The organism is Klebsiella sp. C283, assembly GCF_048822555.1.
Lineage (GTDB): Bacteria > Pseudomonadota > Gammaproteobacteria > Enterobacterales > Enterobacteriaceae > Klebsiella > Klebsiella quasipneumoniae.
Genome location: NZ_JBMEZS010000023.1, coordinates 1 through 19228, shown reverse-complemented (window position 1 = coordinate 19228; position 19228 = coordinate 1). Strand labels below are relative to the sequence as shown.

The following is a 19228-nucleotide window of genomic DNA, read 5'->3' as shown; positions in this document are numbered from 1 at the left end:
GCTGAACTTGAGGCCGAACGGAATGGCCATATCCGGCGAGGCGGCGGTGGTCTGCGGGTTGGTAATGACGTCGACCTTTTTGTCGGCCGCGGCGTCGATTTTCGCCTGGCGGTCGGCCAGCGCTTTATCAACGGCTTTGGCGACGATGGCGTCGATCTGTTCCTGAGTAAATTCTTGCGCCATTACAGAGGTAAGCGGAAAAAAAGCGGCGATAACCGCCATGGTTAATGGAAGTTTTTTTATCATTGTCATGAGTTTCTCAATATAGGTTAATTTTATTCAGACAATAACCAGCCTATTCTGAGCTGACAGAATATGTCGCTATCATCAGAACAAGTTATTTTTTATTTTGTACGGTCACAGAGGTATTACACAATTATCGCTAGTCGCCCTCCCTCACTGATATTAAACAGGTGGCACAATGGCAGAACCATCCGCGCGGCGGATTGTTCCTCTATAGACAGTCAAACAGATAGCCTTTCGGCACAGACAGCATAAATACAACACGAACAAATAAACGCTATTTCCCGGCAGCGGGCAGACGGCGGAATACATGCCCCCGCAGGGGCATGTCAGCCAAATTTAACCAAAGATATAGGTATTGACGAGATTTTCGAGTAATTCCTGACGCCCGCTGTGATGCTGCGGATTCAGATTATGCTGCTCAGCGTACCGGGCAATATTATCCAGCGACATACGGCCGGCCATAATTTGCTGCCCCAGTTCGCCCTGCCAGCCGGCATAGCGTTTTGCCAGACCCCGATCGAGCTTGCCATCCTCAATCATCCGCGCGGCCAGCTTGAGGGACAGCGCCATCACGTCCATGGCGCCAATATGGCCATAGAACATGTCGTATTTGTCGGTGCTCTGCCGGCGAACTTTGGCGTCAAAGTTCAGGCCGCCGGTGGTGAATCCCCCGGCTTTGAGGATCTCGTACATCACCAGGGTATTTTCTTCCACGCTGTTCGGGAACTGATCGGTATCCCAGCCGAGCTGCGCATCGCCGCGGTTGGCATCAACGGAGCCGAAGATCCCCAGCGCGATGGCGCTGGCGATTTCATGGTGGAAAGAGTGCCCCGCCAGGGTGGCGTGGTTGGCTTCAATGTTCACCTTGATCTCATTTTCCAGACCAAACTGCTTCAGGAAGCCATACACTGTCGCGACATCGTAATCGTACTGATGCTTGGTGGGCTCCTGCGGTTTCGGCTCGATAAGCAGCGTGCCGCCAAAGCCAATCTTATGCTTGTGCTCCACCACCATCTGCAGGAAGCGGCCAATCTGCTCGCGCTCCTGACGCAGGTCGGTATTCAGCAGGGACTCGTAACCTTCGCGGCCGCCCCACAGAACATAGTTTTCGCCGCCGAGCTGGTGGGTGGCGTTCATGGCGGTCACCACCTGCGTGGCCGCCCAGGCAAACACCTCCGGATCGGGGTTGGTCGCCGCCCCGGCGCCGTAGCGCGGGTGGGTAAAGCAGTTGGCGGTGCCCCACAGCAGTTTCACGCCGGTTTGCTGCTGTTTCTCCGCCAGCACCTCGGTCATCACGGCAAAATTATGCAAATACTCTTTCAGCGACGCGCCTTCTGGCGAGACGTCGACATCGTGGAAGCAGTAATACGGCACGTTGAGCTTGTAGAAAAATTCAAACGCCACGTCCGCTTTGCGTTTGGCCATTTCCAGCGCATCGCCCGCGGCCTGCCAGGGACGCTCAAACGAGCCGGCGCCAAACATATCTGCGCCATTCCAGCAGAAGTTATGCCAATAACAGGCGGCAAAACGCAGATGATCTGCCATGCGTTTTCCCAGCACGATTTCATCCGGATTATAGTGGCGAAACGCCAGAGGATTATCGGTTTTAGGTCCGGCAAAAAGAACGCGTTCGAGCTGGTCAAAATAAGTTTGCATGATGAACTCCGAAATTGAGGAAGCCGAAAATTAACAACTGTGATACATCGTGTATTCTCATCGTCGGTTGCTCAATTACGTTATTTCACTCAGCGATTGAGAAAATGCTCAAATGTGAGCCATCTCGCAAATAAAACTATTTTAAATATCTCGATTCGCGCGCGTATAGAGTACACTTCCTGGGGAATTCAGGTGGACATAGCGAATTAAAATGCCGGTTTTGTCACATTGCCTGTCTGCCAAAAAATTAGCGGCGGATGGCGGCTCAACGCAGGTGATACAGGCCTTTGCTTCGAGGATCACAGAAGTAAAAAAACATAATTACTTAATTTAAAAACGTAATAGATTCTTCCATGTCAACTGTGTCAGAAAGTGTTTCACCTACACAAAACAAACCGGAGTCTGCTTAGAATGAGTAAAAACATAATGCACAGTCGGCATGATGAATATCATAAATTAACCCGTGGAGAACGAATTGGTTATGGCATGGGCGACTTTGCGCAAAACCTGGTTTTCGGCACAATTGGGGGTTTTCTGGCTTTGCATATGCTGACGGTAAATACCATCAGCACGGCAACGGCAGGCTTTATTTTTCTTTTTGTCCGCATAATTAACGTGTTTTGGGATCCGATGGTCGGCACCTACGTGGATAAACGAACCTCGAAAGCAGGGAAATATCGTCCGTGGCTGTTACGAGCCGGCGTACCGCTGGTGATCCTCTCGGCATTACTGTTCGCGCCCATCCCCGGAGTGAAAGGTTCGGTGGCTTTTGCCTTTATTATTTATCTGGCGCTGGACCTGGTTTATTCCTTAGTCAATATTCCCTATGGCTCGCTGAATGCGTCGCTGACCCGCGACCCGGAATCGATCGATAAGCTCACCAGTACCCGCATGATGCTGGCCAACAGCGCCAACCTGCTGGTCTATACCCTGTTCCCGATGTTTGTGCAGATGGCGGCGCCGAAAGATCGCAGCCTGAAAGACACCGGCTTTTTTGGCCTTGAGCTGAATCTGGGGAATTATGCCGATCCGTCGGCAAATTACGCCTGGTTTGGCGTGTACGCCATCTATATGATCATCGGCGCGGTGGCTCTGTTTATCTGTTATAAATTCACCAAAGAACGCGTTGTCGCGACCGCCGAGCAGACCGCCAACGTCAAAACCACCGACCTTTTCCACGAGCTCCGACATAACCGCCCGCTGGTTATTCTGGGCATGTTCTTTATGCTGGCCTTTACCTTCATGTTCTTCATGAACACCGTTAACGGCTTCTTCAACCAGTACGTCGTCGGCCACTCCGAATGGATGGGCGCGGTGGGTCTCGTCGCGTCTATTCCCGGCATCGCCTTCCCGATTTTCTGGCCGAAACTGAAAAAAATCTTTGGTAAAAAAGGCTTCTTCCATCTGTTCCTCGCCATGTTCATCGTCGGCGAACTGCTGACCTACGTCTGGTCCCGCGAAGGGATGCACGACGCGCTGTGGCTGGCCTACATCGCCACCTTTATTAAACAGTGGGGCTTAACCTCCGCCACCGGCTTTATGTGGGCGCTGGTACCGGAAGTCATCGCGTACGGCGAATTAAAATCTGGCAAACGCAATGCCGCCATTATCAATGCCATTATGGGACTCTTCTTCAAGATCGGCTTCACCATCGGCGGCGCGATCCCGCTGTGGCTGCTGGCGGTGTATGGCTTTAATGAAAGCGGCGCCGTGCAGAGCGCCAGCGCCATCGACGGGATCATTATGACCGCGGTGTGGATCCCGATCGCGCTGGCCGCTATTTCGATGGTGATTATCCAGGTTTATCCGATCTCCGATAAACATGTTACCGACATCAACCGTCAGCTGGATGAGATCCGCGTGTAGTTAAAAAAATTATAAATCAGACCGATTCGTCACTTTCCATTTTAAAAGGTGTAATGAAATGTCACTTATTCAAAACCCGATATTACGCGGCTTTAATGCCGACCCCAGTATTATTCGTGTCGAGGATACGTACTATATTGCCAACTCGACGTTTGAGTGGTTCCCGGGCGTGCGTTTACATGAGTCGAAAGACCTGAAAAACTGGAACCTGCTGCCTTCGCCGCTCTCCACCACCACCCTGCTGGACATGAAGGGCAACCCCTCCTCCGGCGGCATTTGGGCGCCGGCGCTCTCCTGGGCCGACGGGCAATTCTGGTTGGTGTATACCGATGTGAAGGTCACCGAAGGCGCCTTCAAAGACATGACCAACTACCTGACCACCGCGAAGGATATTCGGGGGCCGTGGAGCGACCCGATCAAGCTGAACGGCGTCGGGTTTGACGCCTCGCTGTTCCATGACGACGATGGCCGGAAATATATCGTCCAGCAAACCTGGGATCACCGGGAGTACCATCACCCCTTCGATGGCATTACCTTAACGGAGCTGGATACCAACACGCTGAAGTTAATGCCGGAAACCGCGCGCACCATCTACCGCGGCACCGCCGTGGCGCTGGTCGAGGGGCCGCACCTCTATAAACTGAACGGCTACTACTACCTGTTTGCCGCCCAGGGCGGCACCGTGTTTACCCACCAGGAGGTGGTGGCGCGGTCGAAAACCCTCGAGGCCGACAGCTTCGAAACCGAACCGGGCGACGTGTTCTTAACCAACGTCGATACCCCGGACAGCTACATCCAGAAACAGGGCCATGGCGCGCTGGTCTCCACCCCGGAAGGCGAATGGTATTACGCCTCGCTCTGCGCCAGGCCGTGGAATCGCCCGGGGGAATCCATCTACGACCCGCGCGGCTGGTCAACCCTCGGCCGGGAAACCGCGATCCAGAAAGTGTACTGGGACGACGAGGGCTGGCCGCGTATTGAAGGCGGTCACGGCGGGAAAACCTTCGTCGAAGGGCCGAAAGACGCCATCTTCACCGAAAGCGCCAGCGATAATAGCCAGCAGGATGACTTTACGTCGCCAGCGCTCGATCCGAACTGGAATACCCTGCGGGTGCCGTTTACGGCCAAAATGGGCACCACCGGCAACGGCAAGTTAACCTTAATCGGCCAGGGTTCGTTAGCCAATACCCATGACCTGTCGCTGATTGCCCGCCGCTGGCAGGCCTTCTATTTTGATGCTGCAGTGAAGGTGAAATTCGAGCCCTTCAGCTACCAGCAGATGGCCGGGTTAACGAATTACTATAACGACCGCCACTGGAGCTTCGTCTTCCTGACCTGGAATGAAATTAACGGCAAGGTCATCGAAGTCGGCGAAAATAACCGCGGGAAATACACGTCGTACCTGAAAGATAACGCCATCAAGGTGCCGGACGGCGTCGAATACGTCTGGTTCCGGACCAAAGTCCGCAAGCAGACCTACAGCTATGAATACAGCTTCGATGGCGTGACGTTCACCGAGATCCCGGTCCAGCTGGATGCCGCGGTGCTGTCCGATGACTATGTGTTGCAGAGCTACGGCGGGTTCTTTACCGGGGCGTTCGTCGGCCTGGCGGCGGTAGACTACGCCGGGTACGGTACCCAGGCTGAGTTTTATCAGTTCGAGTATCAGGAGCTGGGCGATAGCTTAGCGGCCGATGGCAGCTACAGCTGGGAGGCTGGCGAGACGCGGGATAAGTAAAAGAGAATGGGCCCACGCTACCGGTAAGGTAGCGTGGGGTTTGTGGTGTGTTTGATGAACGTAAAGCGAGCGCTGTCGGATATCAGTCTGTGGGGCGCAGCCGGGCCTTCAGCTCTTCTGGAGTAAACGGAGGATCTCGCCGGTGCAGCATCGCATGGCAGTTGGGACATACCGGGATCAGATCGGTTTCAGGGTTCAGACGGTAGTCCTGCTTGATCCCGGCCAGCGGGATGAGATGGTGGATATGGATAAAACCCTGGCCGATATCGCCATAGCGGCTGGCCATATCCAGACCGCATACCTGACACTGGCAGCCATGCAGGCGAAGCGCCGCCTGACGAGCCTGACGGTCGCGCTCATAGCGATTGACCACTACCTGTATCGCCGCCCCTTCCACGTACTCCATGGTCGTCTGCCCCTCATCGGGGAAAAGCGCAACCTCGTCATCGCCAGCGCCCTGCGACGCGATCGTAAATCCTTGCTCCAGTAACAGACGCACGCATTTGGATTTAATCCCTCCGCTGAAATCCGCCGGGGTAAATTCCGTCCCCGTCGCAAGCGTGGCCGCTAACCCGACGATGGCTTTTGAAGGATACCGACGCCCCTCAAACTCGATCTCATACAGACGCGCGCTTTTAAACTGATGCGCAACGCCTGCATCGTAAGCGCGAATGGCGGCGATGATGCATTCCCTGGATAAATGGTCCGGTAGTTTTTTCATAAGACATAGCTATCTGATGGCGCGAAGCTTGAGTATAAATAGAAAGCTATGGGCTTTTCGAACAAATAACTGGCAGTGATAATTAAATCGCGATCCACGTAGAATCGCCGCATCTGGTAGGTTGATCGGCAAGGATTTTGCGAGCATCATCGCATTTATTTAGCTGCCAATGTAACGCTATGCCCTCCAGCACGACCCTGCAACACGCGATCGAGAACATCACCATCTGGCGCAAAGGCGAACAGCGTGCGCCGCATAAGCCACTACTGCTGCTGTACGTCCTCTCACAGTACCAGCGCGGCCATGCGCGGATGTTCGACTACGCCTCGGAGATACGCGATGAGCTGCATAGCCTGCTGGAACGCTTTGGCCCGCAACGCCGCCAGTACCGGCCGGACATGCCCTTCTGGCGCCTGAAAGGCGACGGCTTCTGGGAGTTGCACAACAGCGAACAGTGCTCAACCCAGGGCAGCCGACAGCCGCCCGGCAAAGAGCTGGAGCTCTGTCACGTCGCCGGCGGCTTCGATGAGCCGCATTTTGCGCTACTCAACAGAAATAAGAAGCTGATCAATACCCTCGCCCATCAGATCCTCGAAGCGCATTTCCCGGAGAGTATTCAGGAAGAACTGGCTGAAGAGATGGGGTTTGATCTGCAGCAGATCCGTAAAGAACGCGACCCGCATTTTCGCCAGCAGGTGCTGCGCGCCTATAACTATGAGTGCGCGATCTGCGGCTTCAATATGCGCCATGATAATACCTCCGTCGCCCTGGAAGCGGCCCATATCAAATGGAAGCAGCACGGCGGCCCCTGCGAAATCCCTAACGGCCTGGCGCTCTGCGCGATTCACCATAAGGCTTTTGATAAAGGATCCATTGGTCTGGATGAGGATATGCGCATCCAGGTTTCGCCGGCGGTGAACGGCGGAGGCATCGTTGGCAGGCTGTTCTGGGATTTTAATGGTAAGCCGATTACCTTGCCGCAGGGGAAAGCATGCTATCCCCAGGAAGGGTTTGTGGCGTGGCACCGGCGGGAGGTGTTCAGGGGGTGAGGGGGGATGGTGATAAGCGGGTTTCGATGCTACCTTCTCGCTCCTGAACATCAACGGACCCTTTAATGTCTGCGCCACCATCGTCTTTAAGATACATATACGGAGGAATTGGCATCTCATTTGCTCCTCATCGTTGAAATTAACTGCAATGTAATAATGTAGAGTACAGCTGAAAGGAATATCACTATTACCAGCAATATATAAAAGAAAGTGTCATACATCGTATCGGCGTTCACACTCCCGAACAAGAAGTGGCAAACATCCCTTGCGATATCATAATCGAGATAGTTTTCCGGCCTTGGAAGTGCAAGACCCAGAACCAAAAACAGCAATATAATATAAATAATTTTACTTATATTATGGGCAAGAGATGTTACAGCCACTGGCAACAATCTCCCCCTAACCGCGAACCAGCGGGGAACGCATGCAGGGAACATGACCCAGTGATGTTTTCGTAAGCGCATTCCGGATCATGGCAAAATCAGAATTATGGGCGATAGTAATACAACCCTCGACAACCGCCCCCGGATGCAAACGGAAGTTACCACGTTTCACGCCCTCTACCCACGTCTCATCGTCAATTCCGCGGTCGTCACGCCATAATGCAAACCAATCGCTATTCACCCGCCGTAGTTCGCATAATGATGTGATGAAACGATTGGTGTTAGCCCTGCTTTTATTTATTTTCAAAGAATTGGCTATAGCACGCGTCCTCACGCCGGAAGCGGATATCACTCTGATGAATTCGTCGATGTTTACTCGTGAAGGATAGCGACGGCACAACATGATGCTGTCGATGTGTTCACATAAACCGCCTGTTCACGAGTCATAAACCTGATTCAACCATGAACAAGTCCGCGCAAATGCATATAAATTAATAATTTTAACATTCAAATTTCCGAGTATCCAATCACTAATCGAATACTTATATGCGCTTTATTATTTTTTGAATTAATACATCTCACGCAATACAATTTGTAACAATTAGATTATGGTAACACTTATCAAGTTATTTATTCTCTTGTAAATTATCGTCGGTTATTTCTTGCAAAAGTGATGTAAATCTTCAGTCGTTTATTTAAACATAGGATAGCTATATGGCAGACATAGAAGGGATAGCTCGGAAGATATATGACATCATTATCTCTCCTGATACAGTTACAGGGCTTATCAATGGTGGATTATCTGTTCCTTTAGATTATGGTTATCTGATTTACGGTATCTTTGATACGGATACAAGATATGAACGTGAAACAGAAAGAATCCGTATGATGACCGCGATAAGACATGACATCATTAACTATGAAAATATCGTTAATGCAGTTAAATTAATCTTCCAATTGTTCAATAAATACCTATCCGAATCAGAACAAGATAGAATATACAGAAGTGTAGTTACCTCTATCGTGGGTAGAATCTCTACGAATATTATCGCATCGAACATCGCTAAAGCCGTTATAGAAAAAACATCATTTACTTACGTAGTATTTAAGGGAAAAGGGAATCCAATAGCCTTTTTAAGTACTATCCTCTTGTTTGGTGGAATGGCAGAGCGTTCCATCAGGACCTCTGATAGTCTCAGGAATGAAGCACCCGAGGTGTACACGTTATTAAGGCCCCGCGATTATGATCTGCTGTATTTCTTATTTGCCGATGCGGTACAACCTTTTGTTGATGCCATCCATGCAGGATACACCGAGGGCAGCCCCGTGTTCGACAAGATTATGAAAAGAGTGGAAGAACATTTAAATATGAATACTAAGGCTGGGTGATATGAAAAAAATTATTGCACCCCTCGTCGATATAGTTCTCTGCACCTATATTGTCACTGCATGCTTTACTTGCCTGACTGAGTTTAATAACTGGCGCAATAAAATAATCGCAGTGATGATTACAATCGGCAGCGCTTATATTATTGCCATTGTATTGAATAGATACCTGGGCACAAAGATAGGTATATTAAGCGGTATTTTTAATTTACTATCAGGCCCGCTACTAATTATAGGCTCTATTGTTTGCACAGCCTTACTTAACCCGTGGCCTGTTAAGATTATTGGTCTGTTTTTGTGGGTCATTATAATGTTTTGTTTACCTTCATTTATAAATAGAGATAAGGAATAATCATGTCAAATCCAGCATATCTTTGGCTAACCGATACAAACGGCTCCCCTATAACGGGTAGTTCTCTCGTTACAGGGCGTATTGGCGCTATTGAATTAAAAGCGGTAACGCACCACCTATCCATTCCTGTGGATGGAAACACCGGGAGATTAACAGGAACCAGAGTACATACGCCTATTACGGTACAGAAAGATTTTGATAAAACAACGCCCCTTTTATACAAAGCGTTGAGTGAGAACCAAACATTAAAGTCGGCAACCATAAAGATGTATCAGATCCTTGATGCAGGTGTTGAAAGCGAATACTTTAATATTATTTTAGAAAATGTAAAAGTAACCGGAATTACCCCCAACTTATTTCCTGATTCTGGTACAGGTACACACAGCGAGACGATTCAGTTAAGGTATGAGGCCATCACCTGGAAACATTGCGATGGGAATATCATTTACAAAGATTCCTGGAATCATCGGGCAACAGCATAAACTCCCCTTAGACTAAAGGCCATCCAAAAAAGTGGCCTTTTCTAAGTTTAACTGATGATTTAAACCATCATTGCCAAACACGTCATCCAAATGCAACCGCATGGTTTGGAGGCATAGCATCTTGAAGCTATACCTCCTTGAGTAGTGCTAAATTAATTCAACACATTCGATACCTGCATTGCTTTAAGCCCCCTATAACTTCCGCTGCTCCAGGCTGGAATAAATCGTTTTAATTTCCGCTTGTAAGCTTTCGCCACGGTATACCATCGACGTATCGTATCGTTTGTACTTCTCATCACGCGTAGCGCTAAACCAGTTGAACGATCCTATGCACAGCAGCCCTTCATCACCAATCACGATTTTACTGTGAACACGGTTTACCAACATAGTCTCAATGCCCAGCGCATTTAGTTTTTCCACTGCATCATTAAGGCGCTGCTGTTTTGCTTTGCGCTTTTCATAACTGACGTCTTGGGTATTAAAGCTTTTATCCGTTACAACAGTAATGTCGATACCACGAGCACGAGCCTGGATCATTGATGTAAGAAAACCGGTTTGTTCCAATTTTTCCCAGGTCAGCCAAGGGGAAACAATAGTAATACTTTTACCAATAGCGTCAAAAGTCTGGTTCAGGAACACATCATGCTGCTCAACACCGTGCAAGGCAGAGATCTGTGTTTGCGCTGTATTAAGGTCCTGGCGTTCTTTATACTCAAACTGCAGTGCATTATTATCGGATGCAAACAGGTATTTTGAAAGCAACCCTCTCGGCGAGGAAGCGGGCTGAATCTCAAACAGGTCCATATCGCCAAAGACCAAAAAGCTATCTTTAGCACGTGAAACGGCAACGTTCAGCATGCTGCTGTCTCTATCAATAAATCCGCCATCTTCATGTTTCGAATACACAGGAGAGAACAGCACAATTGCCCGTTCCGCCCCCTGCAATGAATGAACCGTGCCCACTGTCAGCGAATTTTCATCGCCACTACAATTGATATCCAGCTTACGTAATGACGATTTAATCGCACTGACCTGCGCCGAAAATGGGGTCACAATGCCGACTAATTCATGTAACGGTTTATTGTAGTGATGCTCAATCTCTTCTTTGTGCGCTGCAAGCCATGCAGCAATCGTCTTCGCTTCAAAGTCGTTATAACGACTTCCACCATTGGCCTGCATACCCTTACCATCTATATGCAGATAGCCCATTGCAGGAAATATTGTCTCTTTTCCTTCCCCTCGTTTGGGCTGCAACTTACCGTGATAACTAAGGGTGTTACAGTAGCCAATGATGTTATCGAAGCAGCGACGGTGTTCGTACAGATACATCCCCCGCGCCAGATCCGGATCGTACTGGTAGCGCGAGTTAAACTGTGCAACCTTCATAACGCTGCCGGATGTAGCGCTTTTTCCTGATTCACAAACCAAAGCATAAGCTTCAGTCAGTTCTTCCTGAGAACCTTCTGGAAGGATATGCTCCTCAACCATATTGCCAATATCAATACAAGGCAGGCTGTTCCAGATAGGCGCAATCTGTTCTGTGTCGCCAATTACCAGAGCTTTCTTCGCCAGTGCGAAAGAAGCTGCAGCAACCTCAGGAAGCACCTGCCCCGCTTCATCGACGATCAACAAATCGGCGAAGTTATATAAATAACCATCATCAAATTTCTTGCCACCAACATGTTCTCTGATAAGCATATGGTGAGGAAGCATAAAGCAGGTCATGACGACACAAGGGGTGAGCTTCATTCTACGCAGCCAGCGGGCTTTAATTGCCTTCGCCCCTTTGAGACCTTTTTCTTTTTGAAGGTCCTCGATAGCAGCCATATCCATCAGCCACCGACCTTCCCAGTAATGCGTCGCCAGCAAAAACGCCGGGAAACGGAGCTGTGTATCGGCAAGCTCATCGGCTTCGCTCAGATTCAGCTCCGTCTCGCCTGCATAACCCAGCGAATGGGTTATCTCGCACCAATGGATGACGGCTTCACTTTCACGTCGGGAAATGTCCTCAGCGTGATCAATTTGCTGTTGGTACCCGGCCTGTACTTTATGAGCTTGCTCAATCAATCCATCGATAAAGGCATCAATTCCATCAGGCTGAGATCCCTGGAATGCTGTCATTCTTTCGCCAAACGTAGCCTCCAAAAACAGCTTCATTTGATAGTGACGCTTAATACGAACGGCGGGAAGCCAGGAGAAGAGAGTGAACATGATCGACTCACCGGCTCGATATTGCTCCCACTGTTTTTTGCCTTGCGTTAATAGCGAGATTTCATTTGTGCTATTGAGCAGTAACGTTCTCTTATCCTGAATATACTGTTCGAGATCGTCACTGATGGCATGCCGCTCCTGACGAATTGCGTTGAGGTCATCCCACGCAGGCTCGATTTGCTCAAGCTCTGCAGAGATTTCAACCAAACGCTGATGCAAGAGATCCACAACCTGTTCAGGTGAATGACATTCCTTACCAGGAAAAGCTGCCCTTGCCTTTTCAAGGAAGAAGCACCGGGCATCTTCAACATATTCAAGGGATTCAACACGGTTAAAAAAGTCTTCCGTCTGGTATTTTTTTACCGCCTCGGCTCTCCGTCCCGAAGACGGGAAGTAAGCGCCAAAGCTTTTTACTTCAGGTAACCAACGCCCGGCCATAGGCCCAGTGCCGGTAGCAAAATCTTTACCGAAGGCCTCGATAATGTTGGTGACGGCCTGATTGTTGGTTGATGTCGCAATCACCACCGGCGGTTCAGTTTTGTTTAAAGCTGCCCTCGCCCACTCAGTAGCAATGATTGAAAGAACCAGAGTAGTTTTCCCGGTTCCCGGAGGACCGTTCACGGCAAGAATATCGCCCGGCTGTTGAGTGAGGTAATGGCTAAGGGCATCGCGCTGCGCCACAGCCAGAGGAAATTTATCACCAGAATGTCCCAGACGCTCGCAGAACATGGCATTGCTGGCAAGGAGCGGTTCAACAGGAGACTTCTCTGCCGAGGCAAAGCACGCCAGTAATGGCACTTCTTTTTTGCACGACAGCAGATGATCGTACATAGGCAGGATATGAATGCTGGCCCCTCCAGACTGATTGGCTTTAATGATGTAGCCATATCCAGCAGGTTCATATTGCTCAGGTGATGCGAGCCATCTGCCAGCAACATTTTTTAAAAGTTCATCAGTGTCTTTAAGGTACTTTTGCCACAACTGCTGATAACGAGCATATCGTTCCACTCGTTGTTCATCAGTCTCATCACGCAGCCCATCCTCATTACCGGGACTAAAAGTGATTGAATTATGCGTGGTTTTGTACTTGTCATATTCCGCCATCTCACCAATAGAAAAGGTACCTTTAGGGAGAGGTTCAAGCAGGTCACGGGGAATGGTGGCAGGCGATGTAGGGAATAAAAAGCCTTCGCGGTTAAGGAGAGCAGCGGTAACCAAAGGTGTAACGATACTAGGAGCACCAGCAGTCCGCTCTTTGCCATGTTTTAACTGACGGATCCATACCTGCGGCCGTAACAACACCTCGATGGTTTTAACCTGCTCGTCTTCGCCCTTGAAGAACGATTGCACGATCTCTTCACTCAACCTTCTCTGATCGACATCTATCCATTGCGTGAATGAATCTTCATCTTTGGGCTCAAATGCCCCTTTTCCAGACTCGGCATCAGCTAAGGTATTACGCCAGTATGAAGTGAATCCTTGAGTATTGCTGTCCATTCCCCATCCCGTGACTTAAATAAAACTATTGATTTCGTTGATATAAAATCCTCATGGTTAAACATTGTCCACGATGCGAGTACGATCGCAAGTATTTGTTTGTATCGCTAAACATGGTGTATCACTGTACATATCGAGGGCTATTGATCTGGTATTCTCAATTTTTAATAAGCTGTTTGCCTTATCCCGTATGCAATAAATAAGGAAGAGATTTTGGCATGTAGTTAGCCCTAGTAACCTCCTAAATTTGTTACGTTACGATGATCACCCAACTACAAAGTTAATTTTCTAGTAAGGAGATACTTCAACTTGTACTCGTAACAAACTGTTGTTATGTAATGGATTTTTACATTCTGAGGTAAGTAGTGCTACTTTGAAAAGCTTCGCTCACTTAGCTTGATACAATCCAGTCAACGACAATGCATACAATCCAACATCATTGTATAGTTCGAACAATTGTTAACTCGCAAGGACGTGAAGATGTCGACTTTTGATAGCACTAAACTTCCCCTTAAAGACCTTCTCAAAGAGATCATAGAGGGGAAAATTCAGTTACCAGATTTTCAACGAGGTTGGGTGTGGGATGATGAACATGTCCGTAGCCTACTCGTCAGTCTTGGTCGCTCATTCCCTGTAGGTGCAGTGATGCTTCTGGAAACAGGAGGTGAAGTCCGTTTTCAGGTCAGACCGGTGGAAAATGTTCCCTCTTTTGATTTGCCATCCCCAGAAAAACTAATCTTAGATGGGCAGCAACGGTTAACAACATTAACTCAGGTGCTAAAACTTCAGGGCCCAGTGAAAACAACGACCGATAAGGGAAAACCCATCGATCGCTATTACTATATCCATATCCCTACAGCTCTTACGGGAGCGGACAGGCTGGATGAAGCTATTATTGCGACTGATGGTAATCGTCAAATACGCAGTGATTTTGGTCGAAAAGTCGATCTTGATCTTTCTACCCGAGAACTCGAATGCCAACAACTTTATTTCCCATGTTCGGAAATCCTCGAAGCAATGACATGGTTACAAGATCTTTATAACCATAATGCTGCAGCTGTACCACATTTCTTTGAATTCAAAACACAAGTGTTGGATGCTTATAACGACTATCAAATTCCATTAATTATTCTGAAAAAAGATACCACCAAAGAAGCTGTATGCCTCGTATTCGAAAAAGTAAATACTGGTGGCGTACCGCTATCCGTATTTGAGCTTGTTACTGCAAGCTATGCAGCTGATGGATACAATCTTCGTGATGATTGGTTTGGAAGTGATGACAGATGTGTTACCTCGCGTAAACAGCGTATTTCCGAAGAACCGATCTTAAATGGTATTGAAAGCACAGATTTTCTACAAGCTATCACCATGCTGCACACGTTGGAAAAACGTAAAGCCGATATAGTTGCAGGAAAAACAGGTAAACAAGTATCCCCAGTCAGTGCAAAACGAGCTTCTGTTCTCGAACTTCCCTTAGAAGCTTACAAAAATTGGGCTGACGATGTAGAAAATGGATTCAAGTGCGCAGCTAAGTTTCTTCGCCAGGAATGTTTTAGCTCTCAACGTGAGTTACCCTACCGAACCCAGATTGCCCCCCTAGCAGCTGTGATGACCCTACTTTGCAGCGAGGACGAAGAACGTTGGAGAGAACCACAAATTCATCAGAAACTGGCCAGATGGTTCTGGTGCGGTGTATTGGGCGAGCTTTACGGTGGCGCGGTAGAAACACGCATAGCCAACGACGTTGAAGAACTACTCGGCTGGATTGAGAAAAATGGGGAAATTCCAAGAACAATTAATGATGCCAATTTCCAGATTGATCGTCTTGGGTCACTATCATCCAGACTTAGTGCTGCTTATAAGGGTATAAACGTTCTAGTATTACGCGATGGTGCCCAGGATCTTTTCTGGAAATCGAAAATCCGTAGCCTTGAGGCCGACGAAGTTCCAGTCGATATCCATCATATTTTCCCGAAAGATTGGTGCGAGAAGAACGGAATACCAAGACGTAAGTATGATTCTATCATTAACAAAACACCGATTTCATTTAAAGCAAACAGAATGATTGGCGGTTCAGCCCCATCGGTTTATCTAGCGTCGTTGCAATCTCATCCCCAAGTACAACTAGCTGACGCCGCGATGAATGATCTCTTGAGAAGTCATAACATCCCAGTAGACTCATTACGCACTGACAATTTTGAAGCATTCTACGAGCAGAGACAAAAAGAATTACTTGGACTGATAGAGAGGGCAATGGGTAAGGCTTTGAACCTAAGCTGATTCACCTCGGCACAATTCAGTCTTTGGCTTACAGTACCATTCGCGACAGTAAACTAGTTAAAGGATGGCATCACTACCCTCATGAAAAGTCAGCCAAACTGTCTTCAGAAAAATGTCAGTTGGCAGTCTGCAGACTGCCAACTAGCATGTAGACTGCCACGCTGTTTTTTTTGAGGGAACGAGGCTATGTGGATAGCGTATCATTACAGTGACAACGGCTACATCGATTAAATCATGGCAACAACCCAACAAGATATCGCTTTAGCGTTTTCATATGCGGTTCGATGTAGGATTTCACCATTGAGGCATACTGCCGGTTAGGTTTATAGCAGGCATGCAACTCATCGATATCCTGCCCAATCTTTATTAGGCAGCGATCCCTCGCTTCACAGGCTGGCATAATCGCTGTAATGTCTATCAGCTGGTAAATATTTTTTACTTGAACTTCAATCTGTTGTAACACTGCTGCCCGCTCATTCACCAGTCCAAATCTATTTAACCCCATGATTTCAATGCTACTTACACCCTTCTGATCCGGCTGTGCCCCCAATAATTTTGCCAATAGGATCGGCGCCTTCGTATTACTGATATGCCAACTAAGATGGTCATCAGGATCATGTTGGCAGGGGTTGATCAATAGAGGGACTTCAAGGGCGAGGTTATCTTGGCTATTCCACGCCCGGTAGGGGCCGGAAACAGGAAAGGCACATTCCTTACCAGCATTTTCCATCGTATCGGTAAAAACAATAGTTCCATCTGCCTCTAAAACAGCGATCTTCTGTCCGCGACGTCGATTGCAGTCTGTGCACGAGGGCAATAAATTATCCCAATCAAGAGCTAGCCACCAGTAGCCTGGGTGTGTCTGACTTTCATTTACTTTTCCTTTGGGGCGGTAATGCTCAACATCCATTTTCTGGGTGCCAATGTATTTACTCTCACAATAGGCACATTTCCCATGAAAAAGGCGTTCTAAAGCTTCGACGATATCATCTTCTTTATATCGCTTAAATTTATAAGTTTTACTCGGAGCTGGTACAGCTGTGTAATAGCTTTGCGCGGCAGTACGTTCATTATCAACAACATTACCCGCCATGGTTAGTGAGGTCGGTACCGGCTCGGCTGAACGATCAATTTTAATCATGATCAATAACCTTTTTGAACCAGGACGTTAAGGATAGCTCTGATGGCATCCTCTTTAATATCTTTGGCTTCAGGCTGCTTTCGCGTTACGGAAATCAAATATCGCGCTAATGCCTCATGGACTACACGCTGGCTCAGAGTCGTGCCAAGCACAGTCATTTCACTGAGTTCCTGTTCTACCTGACGAATATATTCCGCCTGATGGTCTCCCTCTTGTCCGGCAATATCTTCTAGCCTCCGTTCAAGATCCGGATCATTAGGTGTAAGAAGACCAAAATACTCAGATGTAAGAAGTTGTTCCGTTCTCAATCCCTGAAACCTAGGCAGATCGTCTTCCTCGGTGATTGAGTGCATTTCATCACGTTTTAACACATGCACTTCACCATCAAACATTCCTCGCAAACATAGAGGGTCGTGGGTCGTAAATATGAACTGGATTCCTGGCATTGCTCGCCGGAAAGCGCTCACCACCTGCATTTTCCACCGTGGATGCAGATGTGTTTCAATTTCATCAATTATGACAATTCCGGAAGCATATTCCAGGTTGTCCCAACGCTTAAGCATATGACGCATAATGTCGATAGCCACATAAAACAAAGCCTTGTAGCCATCACTCATATTTTCAAGCGGTGTGTTACGCTTGTGCGCACGGACCATGATATGTCTTTGGTCATTGCGGAAAATGATATCATCCTGTTTTAGAGCAAGGATCTCCTTCATTGCCCTAGCAACTGACAGAAACACGTCATCATCACATTCTTGTAACCATCCGGTTGGATTTGACAACAGAGCAACTGGATTGAATAACGTATTGCTTATAATACTATTTCTTAGGCCTCCTTGCTTAAGTGGTTTCACAAAGCGTCTTGCCCCATATGCCAGAAAAACAATGTTGCTAACACCTTCCCCGATGGCATTGAAATTTTCATCGATACGAAACATGCTACTCGTACCATCATTAAATGTAAGACTAATCTCAGCAGGTTGAATATGATCTACAGTCCACTCACCATTGTCCCGGGCAATAAAGTCGTCATAGACCAGGTTCAGTTTTTTACGCTGAGCTGCGGTCATCATTGCTAGTGCAATAGATTGAAGAATTGAACTTTTGCCTGTCGCATTTTCTCCTAGTAGCATCATACAAGGGGCAAGAGATTTTGACTCACTGTGTTTCAGATTCAGGGTGAAGTGACCAAGGCCTTTAAAATGATGAATATCGATTTTTTTCAGATGACGAGAGGCCTGACTTTCATAATCTAAGATGCTGGCAAATTTGTCATATTCAACATCCCTGTAACTTAGCTGCTCAATTTCCTCAAATATCTCTACTAGGGTATCCGCATTGTTATCAAATGCAAAGTACCCAAGTTTCACGCTGTCGTTGATAAAGGATTCGACTTTGTTTGTGGAACGGCATGGTCTCCCCCCAACATGCTCCTTCATAAACATAGCTATGATCAAATTTACTATACCCTGAGGGCAATCATCACTTAAATAAAATTTTTGGAATTCATCGACAGAACCTTCCCTTCCGGGGAAGAAGGAATGGACATGATTGATTTGTTTTTGTCGGGAAAAAATCAGGTCAGTTCGGTTGAGATCAAAAAGCATGAGGGTGTGCTGCCCCTTATCTGTTAAGGCCACCAGTGTCCCATCACGACTGAGCGACAGGTGCCGAATGGGGTCATCCAGACAGGGATTAATCAACAATACCGTTTCTAGAATGTTTGCACCTCTCCACGTCGAAAGAACTGGAGCTCGTGCGGACCCAACAGGGAAGTAATTACGACGCACACGATTACACCCTGAGCACGACAAAAAAAGATTGTCCCACACATATGCCAACCAACCGTAAGAATCCAGACTTTCCTCTTCCTTTAGCCCTTTTGCGTTACTGAGAGGGCGAAAATGGACAATTTCCCCATCATGTGTCGCAACATGGGTTTCACACCAAGCACAGCGGCTATGGAAGGTTTTCTGCAATGCAGACCAAACGCTTTCAGAATAAAAAATTTCTTTATTAATGGGAGGACGGCTGTGACTACGCAATTTAGGTGACTGGAGAAAATATTTTCTCAACTCGCTTTCTTCTTGAACAATACGAGCCGGTTTTAAATCGTCTGGGATGTCGGCGTTGAGTCTTTTAATCTTTCTCATGAAAATCCTGGCAAGTTGGTCGGCGTGACGTCATAACGAATGGTTTAAATATTAAGCATAATCG

The 19228-nt window shown here is 47.8% G+C and carries 14 protein-coding genes and 2 pseudogenes; 7 read left to right on the top strand and 9 right to left on the bottom strand.

Features of this window, described 5'->3' with window-relative positions; all coding sequences use genetic code 11:
* Positions 1-252: pseudogene (locus tag ACOI7Z_RS25925) on the bottom strand (carbohydrate porin); the annotation flags it as partial.
* A gap of 330 nt (positions 253-582) precedes the next feature.
* Positions 583-1902, bottom strand: a complete 1320-nt coding sequence (gene xylA, locus ACOI7Z_RS25920; RefSeq protein ID WP_087849561.1) for a xylose isomerase — start codon at positions 1900-1902, stop codon at positions 583-585.
* Between the two features lie 426 nt (positions 1903-2328).
* On the opposite strand from xylA, the gene ACOI7Z_RS25915 reads away from it, so the two are divergent.
* Both ACOI7Z_RS25915 and ACOI7Z_RS25910 read left to right on the top strand, forming a co-directional pair.
* Positions 2329-3768, top strand: a complete 1440-nt coding sequence (locus tag ACOI7Z_RS25915) for an MFS transporter (RefSeq protein WP_072199169.1) — start codon at positions 2329-2331, stop codon at positions 3766-3768.
* Between the two features lie 58 nt (positions 3769-3826).
* The gene (locus ACOI7Z_RS25910; protein ID WP_044525248.1) at positions 3827-5506 is read left to right on the top strand and encodes a glycoside hydrolase family 43 protein; all 1680 of its coding nucleotides are present in this window, start codon (positions 3827-3829) and stop codon (positions 5504-5506) included.
* Between the two features lie 82 nt (positions 5507-5588).
* On the opposite strand, the gene ACOI7Z_RS25905 is transcribed toward ACOI7Z_RS25910, so the two are convergent.
* A complete protein-coding gene (locus tag ACOI7Z_RS25905; protein ID WP_087849562.1) occupies positions 5589-6227 on the bottom strand; it encodes an HNH endonuclease in 639 nt (212 codons plus the stop codon).
* Positions 6228-6406: 179 nt separating this feature from the next.
* On the opposite strand from ACOI7Z_RS25905, the gene ACOI7Z_RS25900 reads away from it, so the two are divergent.
* Entirely contained in the window at positions 6407-7276 is an 870-nt protein-coding gene (locus tag ACOI7Z_RS25900; protein WP_087849563.1) for a phosphorothioated DNA-binding restriction endonuclease, read from the top strand.
* 22 nt (positions 7277-7298) lie between these two features.
* Here ACOI7Z_RS25900 and ACOI7Z_RS25895 read toward each other — a convergent pair.
* The 3 genes and pseudogenes from ACOI7Z_RS25895 to ACOI7Z_RS25885 all read right to left on the bottom strand — a co-directional run.
* A pseudogene (locus tag ACOI7Z_RS25895) lies at positions 7299-7391 on the bottom strand (type VI secretion system tube protein Hcp); the annotation flags it as partial.
* 1 nt (position 7392) lies between these two features.
* Entirely contained in the window at positions 7393-7659 is a 267-nt protein-coding gene (locus ACOI7Z_RS25890; protein WP_087849564.1) for a hypothetical protein, read from the bottom strand.
* A 16-nt stretch (positions 7660-7675) separates the two neighbouring features.
* Positions 7676-8062: a tlde1 domain-containing protein gene (locus tag ACOI7Z_RS25885; protein ID WP_240513458.1), complete on the bottom strand. Its 387-nt coding sequence runs from the start codon at positions 8060-8062 to the stop codon at positions 7676-7678.
* A 311-nt stretch (positions 8063-8373) separates the two neighbouring features.
* Between ACOI7Z_RS25885 and ACOI7Z_RS25880 the strand changes: the two genes are divergently transcribed.
* Genes ACOI7Z_RS25880 through ACOI7Z_RS25870 form a run of 3 tightly spaced genes read left to right on the top strand, consistent with a single transcriptional unit; the run spans position 8374 to position 9879 of the window.
* A complete protein-coding gene (locus ACOI7Z_RS25880; RefSeq protein ID WP_087849566.1) occupies positions 8374-9048 on the top strand; it encodes a hypothetical protein in 675 nt (224 codons plus the stop codon).
* A 1-nt stretch (position 9049) separates the two neighbouring features.
* Positions 9050-9397, top strand: a complete 348-nt coding sequence (locus ACOI7Z_RS25875) for a hypothetical protein (protein ID WP_087849567.1) — start codon at positions 9050-9052, stop codon at positions 9395-9397.
* A 2-nt stretch (positions 9398-9399) separates the two neighbouring features.
* Positions 9400-9879 carry an Hcp family type VI secretion system effector gene (locus ACOI7Z_RS25870; RefSeq protein WP_004192264.1) on the top strand — a complete coding sequence of 160 codons (480 nt, stop codon included), beginning with the start codon at positions 9400-9402 and terminating at the stop codon, positions 9877-9879.
* A 192-nt stretch (positions 9880-10071) separates the two neighbouring features.
* Here ACOI7Z_RS25870 and ACOI7Z_RS25865 read toward each other — a convergent pair whose 3' ends face one another.
* Positions 10072-13587, bottom strand: a complete 3516-nt coding sequence (locus ACOI7Z_RS25865; protein WP_087849568.1) for an AAA domain-containing protein — start codon at positions 13585-13587, stop codon at positions 10072-10074.
* A gap of 480 nt (positions 13588-14067) precedes the next feature.
* On the opposite strand from ACOI7Z_RS25865, the gene ACOI7Z_RS25860 reads away from it, so the two are divergent.
* The gene (locus ACOI7Z_RS25860) at positions 14068-15867 is read left to right on the top strand and encodes a GmrSD restriction endonuclease domain-containing protein (RefSeq protein ID WP_071696525.1); all 1800 of its coding nucleotides are present in this window, start codon (positions 14068-14070) and stop codon (positions 15865-15867) included.
* Between the two features lie 232 nt (positions 15868-16099).
* Here the strand turns inward: ACOI7Z_RS25860 and ACOI7Z_RS25855 are convergent, their stop codons facing one another.
* Together ACOI7Z_RS25855 and ACOI7Z_RS25850 are read right to left on the bottom strand one after the other, a co-directional pair.
* On the bottom strand, positions 16100-17008 hold the full coding sequence (locus ACOI7Z_RS25855) for an HNH endonuclease (RefSeq protein ID WP_053071025.1): 909 nt from the start codon (positions 17006-17008) through the stop codon (positions 16100-16102).
* Positions 17009-17010: 2 nt separating this feature from the next.
* Entirely contained in the window at positions 17011-19164 is a 2154-nt protein-coding gene (locus ACOI7Z_RS25850) for an AAA family ATPase (RefSeq protein ID WP_137916310.1), read from the bottom strand.
* Positions 19165-19228 lie beyond the last annotated feature (64 nt).